18 protein-coding genes are annotated in these 15,572 nt (G+C 67.1%); 9 read left to right on the forward strand and 9 right to left on the reverse strand.

Translation table 11 applies throughout. The annotated features are described in order from the left end of the window. Nucleotides 1–184 precede the first annotated feature (184 nt). Genes UU7_RS15715 through pdxH form a run of 3 tightly spaced genes read right to left on the reverse strand, consistent with a single transcriptional unit; the run spans nucleotide 185 to nucleotide 2,023 of the window. Nucleotides 185–994 (reverse strand): cobalamin-binding protein, encoded by an 810-nt coding sequence (locus UU7_RS15715; RefSeq protein ID WP_007810022.1) that lies wholly within the window; start codon nucleotides 992–994, stop codon nucleotides 185–187. A gap of 4 nt (nucleotides 995–998) precedes the next feature. Beyond that, complete coding sequence (locus UU7_RS15720) at nucleotides 999–1,439, reverse strand: secondary thiamine-phosphate synthase enzyme YjbQ (RefSeq protein WP_007810023.1); 441 nt, start codon at nucleotides 1,437–1,439, stop codon at nucleotides 999–1,001. Further along, nucleotides 1,436–2,023, reverse strand: coding sequence for a pyridoxamine 5'-phosphate oxidase (gene pdxH / locus UU7_RS15725; RefSeq protein WP_040673604.1), 588 nt, complete (start codon nucleotides 2,021–2,023; stop codon nucleotides 1,436–1,438). The genes UU7_RS15720 and pdxH overlap by 4 nt, the downstream gene beginning before the upstream one ends. 232 nt (nucleotides 2,024–2,255) lie before the next feature. Here pdxH and UU7_RS15730 point away from each other — a divergent pair, with 232 nt between their 5' ends. Further along, the gene (locus UU7_RS15730) at nucleotides 2,256–3,086 is read left to right on the forward strand and encodes a hypothetical protein (protein ID WP_007810025.1); all 831 of its coding nucleotides are present in this window, start codon (nucleotides 2,256–2,258) and stop codon (nucleotides 3,084–3,086) included. 72 nt (nucleotides 3,087–3,158) lie between these two features. Here the strand turns inward: UU7_RS15730 and UU7_RS15735 are convergent, their stop codons facing one another. The 3 genes from UU7_RS15735 to UU7_RS15745 form a co-directional block, all read right to left on the reverse strand. Beyond that, a complete protein-coding gene (locus tag UU7_RS15735) occupies nucleotides 3,159–3,362 on the reverse strand; it encodes a dodecin family protein (RefSeq protein ID WP_007810026.1) in 204 nt (67 codons plus the stop codon). Between the two features lie 111 nt (nucleotides 3,363–3,473). Further along, entirely contained in the window at nucleotides 3,474–3,818 is a 345-nt protein-coding gene (locus UU7_RS15740; RefSeq protein ID WP_007810027.1) for a YbjQ family protein, read from the reverse strand. 17 nt (nucleotides 3,819–3,835) lie between these two features. After that, nucleotides 3,836–4,669 carry an SDR family oxidoreductase gene (locus UU7_RS15745; protein WP_007810029.1) on the reverse strand — a complete coding sequence of 278 codons (834 nt, stop codon included), beginning with the start codon at nucleotides 4,667–4,669 and terminating at the stop codon, nucleotides 3,836–3,838. A gap of 134 nt (nucleotides 4,670–4,803) precedes the next feature. On the opposite strand from UU7_RS15745, the gene UU7_RS15750 reads away from it, so the two are divergent. The 6 genes from UU7_RS15750 (at nucleotide 4,804) to UU7_RS15775 (ending at nucleotide 11,231) form a co-directional block, all read left to right on the forward strand. Beyond that, entirely contained in the window at nucleotides 4,804–5,358 is a 555-nt protein-coding gene (locus tag UU7_RS15750; RefSeq protein ID WP_007810031.1) for a shikimate kinase, read from the forward strand. Continuing rightward, complete coding sequence (gene aroB, locus UU7_RS15755) at nucleotides 5,355–6,443, forward strand: 3-dehydroquinate synthase (protein ID WP_007810033.1); 1,089 nt, start codon at nucleotides 5,355–5,357, stop codon at nucleotides 6,441–6,443. The genes UU7_RS15750 and aroB overlap by 4 nt, the downstream gene beginning before the upstream one ends. A 123-nt stretch (nucleotides 6,444–6,566) precedes the next feature. After that, nucleotides 6,567–6,827 carry a WGR domain-containing protein gene (locus UU7_RS15760; protein WP_007810035.1) on the forward strand — a complete coding sequence of 87 codons (261 nt, stop codon included), beginning with the start codon at nucleotides 6,567–6,569 and terminating at the stop codon, nucleotides 6,825–6,827. 1 nt (nucleotide 6,828) lies between these two features. After that, nucleotides 6,829–7,896 (forward strand): uroporphyrinogen decarboxylase, encoded by a 1,068-nt coding sequence (hemE, locus tag UU7_RS15765; RefSeq protein ID WP_007810037.1) that lies wholly within the window; start codon nucleotides 6,829–6,831, stop codon nucleotides 7,894–7,896. 23 nt (nucleotides 7,897–7,919) lie between these two features. Next, the gene (locus UU7_RS15770; protein WP_007810040.1) at nucleotides 7,920–8,270 is read left to right on the forward strand and encodes a DUF3147 family protein; all 351 of its coding nucleotides are present in this window, start codon (nucleotides 7,920–7,922) and stop codon (nucleotides 8,268–8,270) included. 105 nt (nucleotides 8,271–8,375) lie between these two features. Then, nucleotides 8,376–11,231 (forward strand): valine--tRNA ligase, encoded by a 2,856-nt coding sequence (locus UU7_RS15775; RefSeq protein ID WP_007810042.1) that lies wholly within the window; start codon nucleotides 8,376–8,378, stop codon nucleotides 11,229–11,231. Between the two features lie 96 nt (nucleotides 11,232–11,327). Here UU7_RS15775 and rimI read toward each other — a convergent pair whose 3' ends face one another. The 3 genes from rimI to UU7_RS15790 are packed head-to-tail and all read right to left on the reverse strand — an operon-like array spanning nucleotide 11,328 to nucleotide 13,080. Then, complete coding sequence (rimI, locus tag UU7_RS15780; RefSeq protein WP_040673594.1) at nucleotides 11,328–11,810, reverse strand: ribosomal protein S18-alanine N-acetyltransferase; 483 nt, start codon at nucleotides 11,808–11,810, stop codon at nucleotides 11,328–11,330. Nucleotides 11,811–11,812: 2 nt separating this feature from the next. Beyond that, nucleotides 11,813–12,304 carry a hypothetical protein gene (locus tag UU7_RS15785; protein ID WP_007810046.1) on the reverse strand — a complete coding sequence of 164 codons (492 nt, stop codon included), beginning with the start codon at nucleotides 12,302–12,304 and terminating at the stop codon, nucleotides 11,813–11,815. Beyond that, nucleotides 12,301–13,080: a CDP-alcohol phosphatidyltransferase family protein gene (locus UU7_RS15790; protein WP_007810047.1), complete on the reverse strand. Its 780-nt coding sequence runs from the start codon at nucleotides 13,078–13,080 to the stop codon at nucleotides 12,301–12,303. The genes UU7_RS15785 and UU7_RS15790 overlap by 4 nt, the downstream gene beginning before the upstream one ends. 111 nt (nucleotides 13,081–13,191) lie before the next feature. On the opposite strand from UU7_RS15790, the gene UU7_RS15795 reads away from it, so the two are divergent. Further along, the gene (locus UU7_RS15795) at nucleotides 13,192–13,614 is read left to right on the forward strand and encodes a DUF4124 domain-containing protein (protein WP_040673605.1); all 423 of its coding nucleotides are present in this window, start codon (nucleotides 13,192–13,194) and stop codon (nucleotides 13,612–13,614) included. 112 nt (nucleotides 13,615–13,726) lie between these two features. Then, entirely contained in the window at nucleotides 13,727–15,424 is a 1,698-nt protein-coding gene (locus UU7_RS15800) for a proline--tRNA ligase (protein WP_007810051.1), read from the forward strand. The last annotated feature ends 148 nt before the right edge of the window (nucleotides 15,425–15,572 follow it).

Consider the following 15,572-nt stretch of genomic DNA (forward strand, 5'->3'; position numbering starts at 1 on the left):
TGGGCCACGTTTCTCTGGCCAAACAGAGAAAGGTGGCTCGGCTGCCGTAGGCAGACGAAAGCTTTTCGCTCTGATGCACAAGGGCAGGTAAAAGCGTCCCTCGCAACAGCAAATGCAACCTTCGCGGACATGACAACCTGAACTGGCGGTCGTCGGCACCCACAGCCAGCAAACGGCGAAAAGCTCAGCGCAGCGCCCACGCGGCGATGATTCGATGGATCTCGTCCAGTCCGTCGAACAACGCCGCCGGTCCCGGCTGCAGGATGATCGGCGACTTGATCTCGTAAAGATCACCGTTGCGCACCGCGGGGATCGTGTCCCAGCCCGGTCGCGCCGCGACCTTCCCGGGGCGGAAGCGCTTGCCGCACCAGGAGCCCAGGATGATGTCCGGCGCCCGCCGCACCACTTCGTCGCCGTTAGGCAGGATGCGCTGCTTGGCCAGCGGTTCGCGGGCCAGTTCGGGGAAACAGTCGTCGCCACCGGCGATGCCGATGATCTCGTCGACCCAGCGGATGCCGGTGATGATCGGCTCGTCCCATTCCTCGAAATACACCTTCGGCCGCCGCGGCAGTTGCGCCACGGCGGCCCGGATGTCGGCAATGTGCCGCTCGGCGCGTTGCGCGTACGCCTCGGCCTTTTCATGCGCGCCGACCATCGCGCCCAGCCGCCGGATGTAGGCAAGGATGCCGTCGACGCTGCGATGGTTGCTGATCCAGACCTCCACGCCGCACTTGATCAGCTCGCGCGCGATGTCGGCCTGGATGTCCGAGAAGCCGATCGCCAGATCGGGTTCCAGTTTCATGATCTCGCCGATCTTCGCGCTGGTGAACGCGGAGACCTTCGGCTTCTCCTTGCGCGCGCGTGGTGGCCGCACGGTGAAGCCGGAGATACCGACGATGCGGTGCTCTTCACCCAGTGCGTACAGCACTTCGGTCGGCTCTTCGGTAAGGCAGACGATGCGCTGCGGGCAGTGGTCGGACACGCGGTGAACCATCCGTTCAATGCCCCAGCACGGTCACGGTGACCTTGCGCTGGTGCGGGTCGAGCCGGTGTTCCCACAGGTAGATGCCTTGCCAGGTACCCAGCTGCAGTTTGCCCCCGTGCACCGGCACGACCAGGCTGACCCCGGTGAGGATCGAGCGGACATGCGCCGGCATGTCGTCGGGGCCTTCCGCGTCATGTTCGAAGAGCGGGTCGCCATCGGGCACGGCGCGGGCGAACCAGCGCTCCAGGTCGCGGCCCACCGCCGGGTCGGCATTCTCGCCGAGCAGCAAGGAGCAACTGGTGTGGGCAGTGAAGACATGGGCGATGCCGAGCTGGACGTGGCTGGCCGCCAGCGCATCCGCCACCTGCGCGGTGATGTCGCTGAAACCGCGCCCGCGGGTATGCACGATGAAGCCACCCTGCGCCACGTGCTGCGCGGGCAGCGGCCGGCTCACGGATACAGCATCCGGCTGGTCCAGGTCTGGCCATGGCGGTCCCAGCGCACCCGCTCGTGCAGGCGGAACTCGGCGCCGTACCAGAACTCCAGCGTGTCCGGCTCGACCACGAAGCCGCCCCAGTGCGGCGGCCGGCTCACCTCGCGACCCTCGAACTGCTGCTCGTAGCGCGCCACGCGCTGCTCGAAGGTGTCGCGATCGGGCAGGGTCTGCGATTGCAGCGAGGCCCAGGCGCCGATCTGGCTGCCGCGCGGGCGGCTGGCGAAATAGGCATCGGACTCCTCTTCCTGCAGCTTGCGGGCGGCGCCTTCGACGCGAACCTGCACGCCTTCGCGCAGCTGCTTCCAGTGGAAGCACAGCGCCACCTGCGGGTGGGCGTCCAGCTGGTTGCCCTTGTCGCTCTGGTAGTTGGTGTAGAAGCGGAAGCCCCGCTCGTCGGCGCCCTTGAGCAGCACGATGCGCGAGGCGACCCGGCCGGAAGCGTCGACGGTGGAAAGGTTCATCGCCGTCGGCTCGCGGTCGCCGCTGGCCCTGGCTTCGTCCAGCAGGCGCAGGAAGGTGTCCAGAATCTCGGGTTTGAGCATGATGTCGAAACTTTCCTTTTGCATCGTGGCCGACACGCGCCATCATGGCGCGGATGAACCTGAGCGATGATAGTGCAATGTCCTGCCCCCCCAGTAGCTTTCCGGCCCGGCTGACGGCGCCGCCCTGCCCTTTCCGGCGTGAAGCAGGCAGGGACGCGCCCGTTTGGGGGATACTGGGCGATCACCGCCTGCCTGTGGCGGAAGTGCCTCCGGGAACCAAGGTATCTTGCGGATGATGTCCCACGCCGACCTGCACAACGAAGCCCTCGCCGGCCATCTGCTCGACCAGTACGCAGGGCGCATCGCCCGCTCGCGCCGCCCCTACATCCTTGGCCTTTCGGGCCTGCAGGGCAGCGGCAAGAGCACGCTGGCGCGGGTGATGAAGGCTCAGGCCGAGGCTCGCGGCTGGGCCACCGAGGTGCTGTCGCTGGACGATTTCTACTATGCCCGCAGCGAACGCGAGGCGCTGGCGCGCGAGGTTCATCCGCTGCTGCGCACGCGCGGCGTGCCGGGCACCCACGAAATCGAGTTGCTGATGTCGGTGCTGGCCGCGCTGCCGCATGCCTCGGAACGGTTGCCGGTGCTGCACCCGCGTTTCGACAAGGGCCGCGACACCCGCTTTCCGCCGTCGCGCTGGCCGCGGATCACCCGGCCGCCGAAGCTGGTGATCGTGGAGGGCTGGGCGCTGGGCATCCGTCCGCAGTTGCAGGCTGCGCTGGCCAAGCCGGTCAACGAGCTGGAGCGACGCGAGGACCCCGACGGCAGCTGGCGGCATTGGGTCAACAAGCAGTTGCGCGGCTACCAGCCGCTGTGGCGCAAGTTCGATGCCCTGATCGTGTTGCAGGCGCCAGGCTGGGAAATCGTGCGGCGCTGGCGTGGCGAGCAGGAGCAGGATCTGCTGGCGCGCCACGCGCCGCTGGCGATGGACGCCGCGGCGATGGAGCGGTTCCTCGCCCATTTCGAACGACTGAGCCGGCACGCGCTGGCCACCTTGCCGGTGCTGTCCGATACCTGCGTGGAGTACGACGACGACCGGCACGTGACGGGGTTGAGTCACGGCTGAGGCGGGAATCGGGAATCGGGAATCGGGAATCGGGGAAGCATCGCACTGCCCCGACCCTGATTCCCGCACCGATCAATCCACCACGAAGTTGATCTTCATGTTGACGCGCCACTCGGTCACCGTGCCGTCGTCTGCGGTGACCACCTTGATCTCGTTGATCCAGGCGCCCTTGATGTTCTTCACCGACTCGGCGGCTTTCTTCAGGCCGTGCTGAACGGCGTCTTCGACGCCCTTGGCGGACGAGGCGTTGATTTCGATGACCTTGGCTACTGACATGACGTCACTCTCCCATGGAGTCCGTGCGAGCGGCACGATGCGCTTCCCCTGTTCGAAGCGCCAGTCTGGACTGCCGTTGTCGGAAGGGACAAGCCGCAGTGCAAAATCACGTCACGTTGACGCCTCGACCTGCACGGCCGTGCCGTAGGCGAGCACCTCGGTCACGCCCTGGGCGACTTCATTGGCGTCGTAGCGCATCGCGATTACGCCATTGGCGCCCATCGCCGCGGCGTGTTGCAGCATCAGCTCGAACGCTTCCCCGCGGGCCTTCTCGCACAGCTCGGTATAGATCGAGATGTTGCCGCCGACGATGGTCTGCAGCGCCGCGCCGAGATTGCCCACCACGCTGCGCGAACGCACGGTGATGCCCCGCACGATGCCCAGCGAACGGACGATGCGGAAGCCGGGGATCTCGTTGGCGGTACTCACCTGATGGTGCGGAACGGTTCTGGCCATGATGGTGCTCCGTGGACTCAACTGTCGATCAGTGCGGCATAGCCTTCGCGCGAATCCGGCCACTGCGGCGCCCAGCCACTGGCACGCAGGCGGGCATTGCTCAGCCGCTTGCTGCCCACGCCCACCGGCGCGGCGCCTTCCTCGGGTGGTGGCGCATCGATCAGCGCGGCCAGGAAGTCGTACAACTCGTCCAGCGGCATCGGCGTGTCGTCGACGCCCAGGTACAGCGATTGCGGCGCCTCCAGCTGCAGCAGGTGGACGATGGCCGCGGCGGCATCGTCGACGTGGATGCGGTTGGCCCAGTGCGGCACTTCGCGGGGCACCCGCAGTTGCCCCGCGCGAAGCTTCTCCACCAGTTGCAGGCGCCCGGGCCCGTACAGGCCCGCCAGTCGCAGCACCACGCCGGGCACCGGCTGTTCCGCCAGCCACTGCTCGGCCTCGCACAGCACCGCACCATTGAAACCGAGCGGGCCGACGGAAGTGGCTTCATCCACCCAGTCGCCATCGTGCTCACCGTACACCGCGCTGGATGACACGAACAGGCATCGCTGCAGGCGACTGCCATCCAGCGCTTCGAGCAGATGACGCAGGCCATCCACGAAGACCGCCCGATAGCTGGCCCTGTCCCGCCCATCCGGCGCCGGCAGGTAGACCACGCGGGTGATGCCGCGAGGCAACACGCCGAGGCTGGCGGGATCAGTCAGGTCACCGCCCAGCCAGTGGACGCCCGACGCGCCGCGCGCCGGTGGATGCCGCCGCAACGCCCAGACGTCGTCGCCGCGCGCGCGCAGAAGCTGCGCCACGCGTTCGCCCAGGTCACCGCATCCGGCCAGCAGGATACGTTCGCTCACCACTACCCTCCCATGGATCTGTCGGGATGAATCGATCGGGCTGACTGGATCACGCCCGCGCTTGCGCACCGAGTATCGCAAATTGAAAGCGGCGGGCGAGTCGGACCCGCCGATCGGCCTGCTAGCATTCGGTCATGAATCCGTCGCACAACCTTTTCATCATCGGACCGACCGGCGCCGGCAAGACATCGATCGGGCGACGACTTGCCGCGCATTATGGCCTGACTTTCATCGATCTCGACCAGGAAATCGAGCGGCACTGCGGCGTCGACGTGAACACGGTTTTCGAGATCGAGGGCGAAGCGGGATTCCGCCAGCGCGAAAGCACGCTGCTGGAGGAAATCAGCGGCCGGCATGACGTGTTGCTGGCCACCGGCGCCGGCGCGGTGCTGGCCGAAGGCAATCGTCGCCAACTGGGCCAGCGCGGCTACGTGGTGTGGCTGCAGACCACGATCGCGCAGCAACTCGAACGGCTCGAACGCGACCATCGCCGTCCATTGCTGGCCGTGCCCGACCGGCAAGAGCGACTGCAGGCGATGGCCCGGGTACGCGAACCGCTCTACCGCGAACTGGCCGACCTGGCCGTTCCCGGCGAACATGGCAGCGTCGCCAGCGCCAGCGAACGCTGCATCGCGCTGATCGACCAGCACTGGCAACGTCCCTCCGCATTTCCCAGGCAGACCGCATGAACCCGGCAATCCAGCAGCTCCACGTCGCGCTGGGCCAGCGCAGCTATCCGGTGTGGATCGGCAGCGGCCTGCTCGACGACCACGCGCGCTGGCGCGCGACGCTGCGCGGCCGGCACGCGCTGGTGATCAGCAACACCACGGTGGCGCCGCTGTACCTGCCGCGGATCGAAGCGGGGCTGGACGGCATGCACTGGTCGTCCTTCCTGCTCGACGACGGCGAGGCGCACAAGACCTTTGCCAACGTCGGCCGCGCACTGGAAGCGTTGGGCCAGCTCGGTGCCACCCGCGATGCCTGCGTGATCGCGCTGGGCGGCGGCGTGGTCGGCGACCTGGCCGGCTTCAGCGCGGCGTGCTGGATGCGCGGCATCGACTTCATCCAGATGCCGACCACCTTGCTGGCCATGGTCGATTCCTCGGTCGGCGGCAAGACCGGCGTGAACCTGCCGGTGGGCAAGAACCTGGCCGGCGCGTTCCACCAGCCCCGCGCCGTGATCGCCGACATCGACACCCTGGCCACCCTGCCCGACCGCGAATACCGCGCCGGCCTGGCCGAGGTGATCAAGGGCGCGGCGATCGGCGACGAGCCGTTCTTCGCCTGGCTGGAGCAGCACGCCGACGCGCTGGCCGCCCGCGATCCCGCCACCGTGCAGGAGGCGATCGCGCGCAAGGTCGCCTACAAGGCCGGCGTGGTCGCCCGCGACGAAACCGAGCAGGGCGAACGCGCCCTGCTCAACCTCGGCCATACCTTCGGCCATGCGCTGGAAACCGCCGGCCACTACACCACCTTGCTGCATGGCGAAGGCGTGGCGGTCGGCATGCTGCTGGCCGCCCGCCTGTCCGAACGGCTGGACATGAGCGACGCGCACGACACCCGCCGCATGCTGCGCCTGCTGGAAACCCTCGGGCTGCCGGTGACGATTCCGCCCGGCATGGACCCGCAACAGCTGCTGGCGCTGATGCGGCTGGACAAGAAGAACAGCGCCGGCAGCCTGCGCCTGATCCTGTGGCGCGGCATCGGCCGGGCCGAGATCGTCGGCGGCGTGGACGAAGCCGACGTCATGGCGATCCTGACCGAAGCCGCTTAGGGCAGACGCCGTCCGCCCCCGCGTGTGACGACATGCCCCGGCCATCCGGCGGGTCCGCGGGCGCAAATCCTATAAACTGTGCCGTCCGGCTACGCGCCCGTTCGTGCTCGATCCCTGGAATCCATGCGCCTCTACCTGCAAACCGTGCCCGGCGCTGCCGAAGCACCCCGCTACGTCCAGATCACGCTGGAGCAGGACCTGCTCGGCGGCTGGACGCTGTATCGCGAGTCCGGCACCCAGGGCGGCCGCGCGACCATGAAACGCGAGCAGTTCCTGGAGCGCGACGAGGCCGTGAGCGCCTTCGAGAAAGCGCGCGATGCCCAGCTCAAGCGCGGTTTCCGCCTGATGTTTGCCCAGGGCCTCGAAGGCCCTTACGGACGTTGAAATGACCGAGTTGAAGAACGACCGCTTCCTGCGCGCACTGCGCCGGGAAGCCACCGACACCACGCCGATCTGGGTGATGCGCCAGGCGGGTCGCTACCTGCCCGAATACCGCGCCACCCGCGAGCGCGCCGGCAGCTTCATGGGCCTGGCGCAGAACCCCGAATACGCCTGCGAAGTCACCCTGCAGCCGCTGGAACGCTTCGACCTCGACGCGGCGATCCTGTTCTCCGACATCCTCACCATCCCCGATGCGATGGGTCTGGGCCTGTCGTTCGCCCAGGGCGAAGGCCCGCAGTTCGCGCGGCCGCTGCGCACCGCCGCCGACATCGCCAGACTCGCCGTGCCCGACATGGACGGCGAACTGCGCTACGTAATGGATGCGCTTCGGCTGATCCGTCGGGAGCTGCACGGCCGCGTGCCGCTGATCGGTTTCTCCGGCAGTCCGTGGACGCTGGCCTGCTACATGGTCGAGGGCCACGGCTCGCGCGATTTCGCCACGCTGAAGGCGATGTGCTGGAACGAACCGCAGCTCGCGCACCAGCTGCTCGACACATTGGCCCGCTCCGTCGCCGCCTACCTGATCGCCCAGGCCGAGGCCGGCGCCCAGGCGCTGATGATCTTCGACACCTGGGGCGGCCTGCTCGGCCCCGCGCCGTTCCGCGAATTCTCGCTGCGCTACATGACGCGCATCGTGACTGCGCTGAAAGCCGACCCTGCCGCGCGCGAGCTGCCGGTGATCCTGTTCTCCAAGGGCGCCGGCATGCATCTGGCCGAAATGGCCGACAGCGGCTGCGCCGCGCTCGGCGTCGACTGGACGATGGATCTGGCCGACGCCCGCCGCGCCGTGGCCGGCAAGGTCGCCCTGCAGGGCAACCTCGATCCGGCGATCCTGCGCGCCAGTCCCGAGGTGATCCGCCGCGAGGCCCGCGCCGTGCTGGACACCTACGGCAACCACCCCGGCCACGTGTTCAACCTCGGCCACGGCATCACGCCGGAGGTGAATCCGGAGCACGTGAAGGTGCTGGTGGACGAAGTGCACGCGTACGGGCGCACGCTGCGCGAAAGCTGAATCATGTTCCAGGGGGTGGACGGATGCTCTGGCTCGTCACGAAATACCTGATCACCGCAGCCGTCGTCGTGCTCGTCTCCGAAGTCGCCAAGCGCAGCGACCGCCTCGGCGGCCTGATCGCCGCGCTGCCGCTGGTCACCGTGCTGGCGCTGATCTGGCTGCAGGTGGAGCGCCAGCCGCAGGTAAAGATCGCCAACCACGCCTGGTACACGTTCTGGTACGTGGTGCCGACCCTGCCGATGTTCCTGGCCTTCCCCGTCCTGCTGCCGCGGATCGGCTTCTGGCCGACCCTTCTGGCCTGCGTGGTGATCACGCTGGCGTGCTTCTGGCTGTTCGCGCTGCTGGTGCGGCGGTTCGGGATCGAACTGCTGTAGCGGGACGCCCGAACGCGCTTGGGCCATCCGGCTCGCGCCCGTACAATGGCCCGTCCGTAGTCCATTCATACCGCGCGCCCCCGCGGCGCGCCATCGCGAGCCCCCATGGAAAAGAGCTTCGAACCCGCCCAGATCGAGTCCACCTGGTATGCCCGCTGGGAAGCCAGCGGCGCGTTCAAGCCGTCAGGCCAGGGCGAGCCGTACTGCATCCTGCTGCCGCCGCCGAACGTCACCGGCACGCTGCACATGGGCCATGCGTTCCAGCAGACGGTGATGGACATGCTGGTGCGCTACCAGCGCATGCGCGGGATGAACACGCTGTGGCAGGTCGGCACCGACCACGCCGGCATCGCCACCCAGAAGATCGTGGAAAACCAGCTGGCGGTCGAGCAGAAGACCCGCCATGACCTGGGCCGCGATGCATTCGTCGAGCGGGTATGGAAGTGGAAGGAGGAGTCCGGTTCCACCATCACCAACCAGATGCGCCGCATCGGCGCCGCCGCCGACTGGTCGCGCGAACGCTTCACCATGGACGAGGGCCTCTCTGCCGCGGTGCGCAAGGTGTTCATCGACTGGTATCGCGCGGGTTTGATCTACCGCGGCAACCGGCTGGTGAACTGGGACCCGGTGCTGGGCACGGCGGTGTCGGACCTCGAAGTGAACAACGTCGAGCGCGATGGCCACATGTGGTCGATCCGCTACATGACCGCCGACGGCGCCGCCTCCCTCGTGGTCGCCACCACGCGTCCGGAAACCATGTTGGGCGACGTGGCCGTGGCCGTGCATCCGGAGGACGAGCGCTACGCGCACCTGATCGGCCAGCTGCTGCACCTGCCGTTGACCGGCCGGCAGATCCCGGTAATCGCCGACGACTACGTCGACCGCGACTTCGGCACCGGCTGCGTGAAGATCACCCCGGCGCACGACTTCAACGACTACGCGATCGGCCAGCGCCACAAGCTGGCGCCGATCACCATCTTCACGCTGGATGCCAAGGTCAACGACAACGCCCCGGAGAAGTACCGCGGGCTCGATCGCTACGACGCGCGCAAGGCCGTGCTGGCCGACCTCGAAGCGTCCGGCCTGCTGGTCGAGACCAAGCCGCACAAGCTGCAGGTGCCGGTGAGCCAGCGTTCGGACGCGGTGATCGAGCCGATGCTGACCGACCAGTGGTTCGTCGACCTCACCTCGGATGTCCAGGCGGATGGACGTCCAGGCGGCCGCAAGGCGATCACCGAGCCGGCGCTGGATGCCGTGCGCAACGGCGACATCAAGTTCGTGCCGGAAAACTGGGCGACCACCTACACGCAGTGGCTGGACAACATCCAGGACTGGTGCATCAGCCGCCAGCTGTGGTGGGGCCACCGCATCCCGGCGTGGTACGACGAGGCCGGCAACATCTTCGTGGGCGAGGACGAGGCCGACGCGCGCGCCAGTGCCGCCACCGCGCCGGTCGGCGCGCTGCGCCAGGACGACGACGTGCTCGACACCTGGTTCTCCTCGGCGCTGTGGCCGTTCTCCACGCTCGGCTGGCCGGCCAACGGGCCGGTGCAGAACGAACGCGGCGACGTCGTGGCCAATTGGGAGCAGGACAAGATCTTCCTGCCCAGCGCGGTGCTGGTCACCGGCTTCGACATCATCTTCTTCTGGGTCGCCCGCATGGTGATGGCGACCAAGTATTTCACCGGGCAGATTCCGTTCCGCGAGGTCTACATCAACGCCATCGTGCGTGATGCGGAAGGCCAGAAAATGTCCAAGTCCAAGGGCAACACGCTGGACCCGCTGGACCTGATCGACGGCATCGCGCTGGAACCGCTGGTGGAGAAATCCACGAAGTCGCTGCTGATCCCGCAGGTACGCGCCAAGGTCGAGAAGCGCATCCGCAAGGATTACCCCGACGGCATCCCCGCGATCGGCACCGACGCGCTGCGCTTCACCTTCGCCGCGCTGGCCAGCTACAGCCGCACGATCAACTTCGACATCAAGCGCGCCGAAGGCTACAAGGCGTTCTGCAACAAGTTGTGGAATGCCTCACGCTTCGTATTGATGAATGTTGATCAAGTTGAACCGGACCAACGGAAGTGGAACAACGCGCGCTCGAATTTCTCGGATGGCGGACTCTTGATCAACCGTTGGATTCTGAGTCGGTTGCAGGCCACCATCAGAGAGGTCGAAGAACATTTTCGGTCCTATCGCTTCGATCTTGCAGCGCAGACCTTGTACGAATTTGTGTGGAACGAGTATTGCGATTGGTACATCGAACTATGTAAACCCTACTTTTCTGGTGACAAAGAAGGCAACAAGGACTTCGTCTCACAGACGGCCCTGCAGGTCTTGGAGCACACACTCAGGCTTCTCCATCCGATCATTCCCTTCATTACGGAAGAGATCTGGCAGCAAGTCGCGCCAAGGCTCGGTTTTGAAACACTGTCGATCTTTGATCAGCCATATCCAATTGCCGAGCTTCGTTTGGACAGCATTGAGGCAGACAGAGAAGTCAGCTGGCTCAAAGCTACCGTAAGCAAGGTGCGTCAGATCCGCTCGGAAATGAACATCTCGCCCGGCAAGACGATTCCCTTGCTGTTCGCCGACGGTGATGACGGCGATCGCGCGCGGGTGGCCAAGTTCGCCGCGCAGATCAGCTTCCTGGCCCGCACCGAAGCGCCGCAGTGGATCGAGGCCGGCGCCGACGAACCGGCGGCGGCCGCGGCGGTGGTCGGCACACTGCGGGTGATGATCCCGCTGGCCGGGCTGATCGACGTGGCCGCGGAAAAGGCCCGCCTGACCAAGGAGATCGCCCGCATCGAGGTCGAGATCAGGAAGTGCGAAGGCAAGCTCGGCAATGCCAGCTTCGTTGCCAACGCGCCGGCCGAGGTGGTGGCGCAGGAGCGCCAGCGCATCGCCGACTGGAATACCACGCTGGGGGCGTTGCGCGAGCAGGCGGGGAAGCTGCAGAAATGAGTCGCCAGGGAGAGCGGCGTCCGCGCTGACGGATCGGAGAAGCAGGCTTGGTGCCCGCCCTACGCGACTTCACGCATCTGGCGGACGTGCCCTCGTCTATTTCTCAATATCGTCCTTGACGATATTGAGCGCCATCACGATCGCATCCTCGCGTCCGTCGCGGGCCGGGTAATAGCGCGGGCGCCGGCCGATCTCGCTGAAGCCCACCGACTCGTACAGCGCCTTCGCCAGCGGATTGGACGGCCGCACTTCCAGGAAGACCCGCTCGGCACCATTCCAGCGAGCGATGTCCAGCAGCCGACCCAGCAGGTGCCGGCCCAGTCCGCGGCCGCGCCAGTCCGGTCCGATGCAGAGGTTCAGCACGTGCGCCTCGCCGGCGCCCATCGACAGGATGCCGTAGCCGGCGATCACCCCGTCCACGCACAGCACCCAGCACGGGTGACCGGCCTTGACGCAGTCGCCGAAGATGCCCGGCGACCAGGGGAATTCGTAGGAGGCCTGTTCCAGCGCACTGACCGTGTCCAGGTCGTCCAGGCGCATGCCACGCACCTGGATCGCCGGCTTGATCACCGCCACCACGATCAGTGCTCCGCCATGGCCAGCGCGCGGCGCACGCTGCGCAGCGCATTCCACAGCCGGCGCTTCGCGTCGGCACGACCCAGCACCAGGGCCGGTTCGTCCGCCAGCACGATCTGCGCGCGATTCATCACCGCGGCGGGCAGCGCCCGTCCCAGCGCATGCGCCTGCGCCTCGCCGAACACCAGATAGGCCTGCGCCTCGGGTACGTCCGCGGCGAGTTGCCCGTCGCTGACGACCAGGCGCGCGGCGCGCCCCAGCACGGCGCCGCAGGTATTCAGCGCGCGCCCGATCAGGTCCAGCTCACGCGTGTCGCAGCCCTGAGGCAGGATCACCACGCACGCCACCGGGCCGACCGGGGAACCCGCCTGCGCCGCTTCGGGCATCGGCACGGCAGCCGCAGGCATCGCCTTGCGCACCCACGGTGTCACGCCCAGCGCCCGCAGCACGCGGTCGCGATGGCTGGCGTCGACCGGCTGTTGCGCCAGGCCACTCATGCCGCGTTGCGCCTTGCGCGTCGATGCGTGGCCAGCCCCCAGATCGTCCACACCGGGCCCGACAACAGGTAGATCGTGAAGCCGGCGAACAGCACGCGCGCCGTGTCCAGGATCAGCAGGGCAATCAGCAGCACGGCAACCACCATCCAGGCGAACGGCACCAGCTGGTGCTTGCCCATCGGCAGCGACTTGAAGCTGAAATAGCGGAACCGGCTGACCATCAGCAGGCCGACCACGACCGCGATCACCGGCGTGACGAAACAGAAATCGCTGCCGGCCAGGCCGAACTTGTCCACGCTCCACACGAAGGACATGCACACCGCCGCCGCGGCCGGGCTGGCCAGCCCCTGGAAATAGCGCTTGTCGGCCACGCCCACCTGGGTGTTGAAGCGGGCCAGCCGCAGCGCGGCGCAGGCGGCATACACGAACGCCGCGGCCCAGCCCAGCTTGCCCCACAGCGGGCCAAACTCGCGCAGCGCCGACAGCGACCACGTATACATCACCAGCGAAGGCGCCAGTCCGAAGCTGACCAGGTCCGACAGCGAGTCGTACTGCACGCCGAACTCGGTCTGGGTGCCGGTCATCCGCGCGACGCGGCCGTCCAGGCCATCCAGCAGCGCGGCGACGAACACGGCGACGGCGGCCTCGGTGTAACGGCCGCCGATGCTGGCGATGATCGCGTAGAAACCCGCGAACATCGCCCCGGTGGTGAACAGGTTCGGCAGCAGGTAAATACCCCGGTGGCGGGGTGGCCGGACGGGCGAAAGCTCGCTCATGAATCAGGACCGTGACAGGATGCGCGCAGTGTAAACCATCGGGTGCTTGAGTCCGGACCGGTGGAGTGTTAACAAGGTAAACCTGATTATTCCCTGGAAATGGAGAACACCATGCGTCGTTCGCTGATTGCCGTGGCGCTGTTGCTGCTGGCACCACTGGCCACCGCTCAGGTCTACAAATGGACCGATGCCAGCGGCACCGTGCATTACTCCGAAGCACCGCCGGCGCAGGGCACCAGGTTCGAAAAGGTGACCACCACCGGCACCGCGCAGCCGCTGGCTCCGCCACCGACCAGCGAAACGGCCGGTGCGCGCGAAGCCCCGACGCAGCCCGCCCAGCCGGTGGCCGATACCCCGGAAAACCGGGCCAGCCTGTGCACCACGCTGAAATCCAACATCAGCGCACTGCAGGGCGGCGGCCCGGTGGTGATGCAGCAGAACGGCAAGTCGGTGGCGCTGGATGATGCCCAGCGCAAGCAGCAGGTCGCCTCGGCCCAGGCGCAGTACGACCAGTTCTGCCAGCAGGCCCGCTGAGCCGTGGTCGGCCCGGCGCCGCGAATCGGCGGCCGGGCCGGCATGACGCCTCGGGCGTGACTGGCGGCCGGCCGCTACACTAGGCGTTTCCACCACGCCGGAACCACCCGTCATGCGCCTCAGCCAATTCCATCTGGCCACCGTCAAGGAAGTCCCTGCCGACGCCGAAATCGCCAGCCACCAGCTGATGCTGCGCGCCGGCATGATCCGCAAGCTCGCCTCCGGCCTGTACACCTGGAGCCCGCTGGGTCTGCGCGTGCTGCGCAAGGTCGAGCGCATCGTGCGCGAGGAAATGGATCGCGCCGGGGCGCTCGAATTGCTGATGCCGACCATCCAGCCCCGCGAGTTGTGGGAGGAAACCGGCCGCTGGGCGAAGTTCGGTCCGCAGTTGCTGAAGATCCGGGATCGCAAGGAGCAGGAATTCTGCTACGCGCCCACCGCCGAGGAAGTGATCACCGATTACGCCCGCAACGAGCTGAAAAGCTACAAGCAGCTGCCGGTGAACTTCTACCAGATCCAGACCAAGTTCCGCGACGAGATCCGCCCCCGTTTCGGCGTGATGCGCGCGCGCGAATTCCTGATGAAGGACGCCTACTCCTTCCATCTCACCCAGGAGTCGCTGGCCGAAACCTACGCGGCGATGTACCAGGCGTATTCGCGCGTGTTCACCCGCCTCGGCCTGACCTTCCGCGCGGTGCAGGCCGATACCGGTGCGATCGGCGGCAACGCCAGCCATGAATTCCAGGTGCTGGCCGATTCGGGCGAGGATGCCATCGCGTTTTCCGACGGCTCCGATTACGCGGCCAACCTGGAGAAGGCCGAGGCGCTGGCGCCCGCCGCAGCGCGCCCTGCTGCAGCGGCCACGCTGCAGCGCGTGGACACGCCGACCCAGAAGACCATCGACGACGTCTCCGCCTTCCTCAAGGTCAGCCCGCGGCAATGCGTGAAGACCTTGCTGGTGCGCGGTCGCGACGGCCTGGTCGCGCTGTGCCTGCGCGGCGATCACGAGATCAACGAGGTCAAGGCCGGCAAGCTGGCCGAGCTGCCCGATGAGTCCGTGCTGGCCAGCGAGGAGGAAATCCTCGCCGCCACCGGTACGCGCCCCGGCTTCATCGGCCCGGTCGGCCTGCCCGAATCCATCCCCGTCATCGTCGATCGCGACGCCGCCGTGCTGGCCGACTTCGTCTGCGGCGGCAATGCCGATCGCACGCATTACAGCGGCGCCAACTGGGAACGCGATGCCCGCATTACCCGCATCGCCGACCTGCGCAACGTGGTCGAGGGCGACCTGTCGCCCGACGGTCATGGCGTGCTGCACATCGCCCGCGGCATCGAGGTCGGCCACGTGTTCCAGCTGGGCACGAAGTACGCCGAGGCGCTGGACGCCAGCGTGGTCGATGAAACCGGCAAGCTGCAGGTGATGACCATGGGCTGCTACGGCATCGGCGTCAGCCGCATCGTCGCCGCGGCGATCGAGCAGCGTCACGACGACGCCGGCATCGTCTGGCCTGAGGCGATGGCGCCGTGGCGCGTCGCCGTCTGCGTGATCAACCCGAAGCATTCGCCCGCCGTCAGCGCGGCCGCCGAAGCGCTGTATCAGGCGCTGGGCGAACGCGGCATCGAGGCCGTGCTCGACGATCGCGGCGTGCGCGCCGGCAGCATGTTTGCCGACATGGAGCTGATCGGCATTCCGCATCGGGTGGTCGTCAGCGAGCGCGGGCTGGCTGCCGGCACGCTGGAATATCGCGGTCGCGAGGACAGCGAAAGCCGTTCGCTGGGCGAAGACGAACTGTTTGCCCTGCTCGCCTGACCACGGCACGGGTACACCGACCGGAACGGCCGCCTTGCGCGGCCGTTTCCTTGTGCGCAACGGTGAAACGGGTCGCAAATCGCTTATTCGAGTGCGGCACGATTAACCGGTTAATGTGAAGGACGTTTCACAAAGCCGCGCGCTTTAC

Source organism: Rhodanobacter spathiphylli B39 (genome assembly GCF_000264295.1).
GTDB classification, from domain to species: Bacteria; Pseudomonadota; Gammaproteobacteria; order Xanthomonadales; family Rhodanobacteraceae; genus Rhodanobacter; species Rhodanobacter spathiphylli.

What these genes read in the sequence shown, in the direction of transcription:
- UU7_RS15800 (WP_007810051.1), top strand. Translation starts at nt 13,727, where the DNA reads ATGCGCCTCAGCCAATTCCATCTGGCCACCGTCAAGGAAGTCCCTGCC.
- UU7_RS15795 (WP_040673605.1), top strand. Translation starts at nt 13,192, where the DNA reads ATGCGTCGTTCGCTGATTGCCGTGGCGCTGTTGCTGCTGGCACCACTG.
- UU7_RS15775 (WP_007810042.1), top strand. Translation starts at nt 8,376, where the DNA reads ATGGAAAAGAGCTTCGAACCCGCCCAGATCGAGTCCACCTGGTATGCC.
- UU7_RS15770 (WP_007810040.1), top strand. Translation starts at nt 7,920, where the DNA reads ATGCTCTGGCTCGTCACGAAATACCTGATCACCGCAGCCGTCGTCGTG.
- UU7_RS15785 (WP_007810046.1), bottom strand. Translation starts at nt 12,304, where the DNA reads ATGAGTGGCCTGGCGCAACAGCCGGTCGACGCCAGCCATCGCGACCGC.
- UU7_RS15715 (WP_007810022.1), bottom strand. Translation starts at nt 994, where the DNA reads ATGGTTCACCGCGTGTCCGACCACTGCCCGCAGCGCATCGTCTGCCTT.
- UU7_RS15750 (WP_007810031.1), top strand. Translation starts at nt 4,804, where the DNA reads ATGAATCCGTCGCACAACCTTTTCATCATCGGACCGACCGGCGCCGGC.
- UU7_RS15790 (WP_007810047.1), bottom strand. Translation starts at nt 13,080, where the DNA reads ATGAGCGAGCTTTCGCCCGTCCGGCCACCCCGCCACCGGGGTATTTAC.
- pdxH (WP_040673604.1), bottom strand. Translation starts at nt 2,023, where the DNA reads ATGCTCAAACCCGAGATTCTGGACACCTTCCTGCGCCTGCTGGACGAA.
- hemE (WP_007810037.1), top strand. Translation starts at nt 6,829, where the DNA reads ATGACCGAGTTGAAGAACGACCGCTTCCTGCGCGCACTGCGCCGGGAA.
- UU7_RS15740 (WP_007810027.1), bottom strand. Translation starts at nt 3,818, where the DNA reads ATGGCCAGAACCGTTCCGCACCATCAGGTGAGTACCGCCAACGAGATC.
- UU7_RS15735 (WP_007810026.1), bottom strand. Translation starts at nt 3,362, where the DNA reads ATGTCAGTAGCCAAGGTCATCGAAATCAACGCCTCGTCCGCCAAGGGC.
- UU7_RS15760 (WP_007810035.1), top strand. Translation starts at nt 6,567, where the DNA reads ATGCGCCTCTACCTGCAAACCGTGCCCGGCGCTGCCGAAGCACCCCGC.
- UU7_RS15730 (WP_007810025.1), top strand. Translation starts at nt 2,256, where the DNA reads ATGATGTCCCACGCCGACCTGCACAACGAAGCCCTCGCCGGCCATCTG.
- aroB (WP_007810033.1), top strand. Translation starts at nt 5,355, where the DNA reads ATGAACCCGGCAATCCAGCAGCTCCACGTCGCGCTGGGCCAGCGCAGC.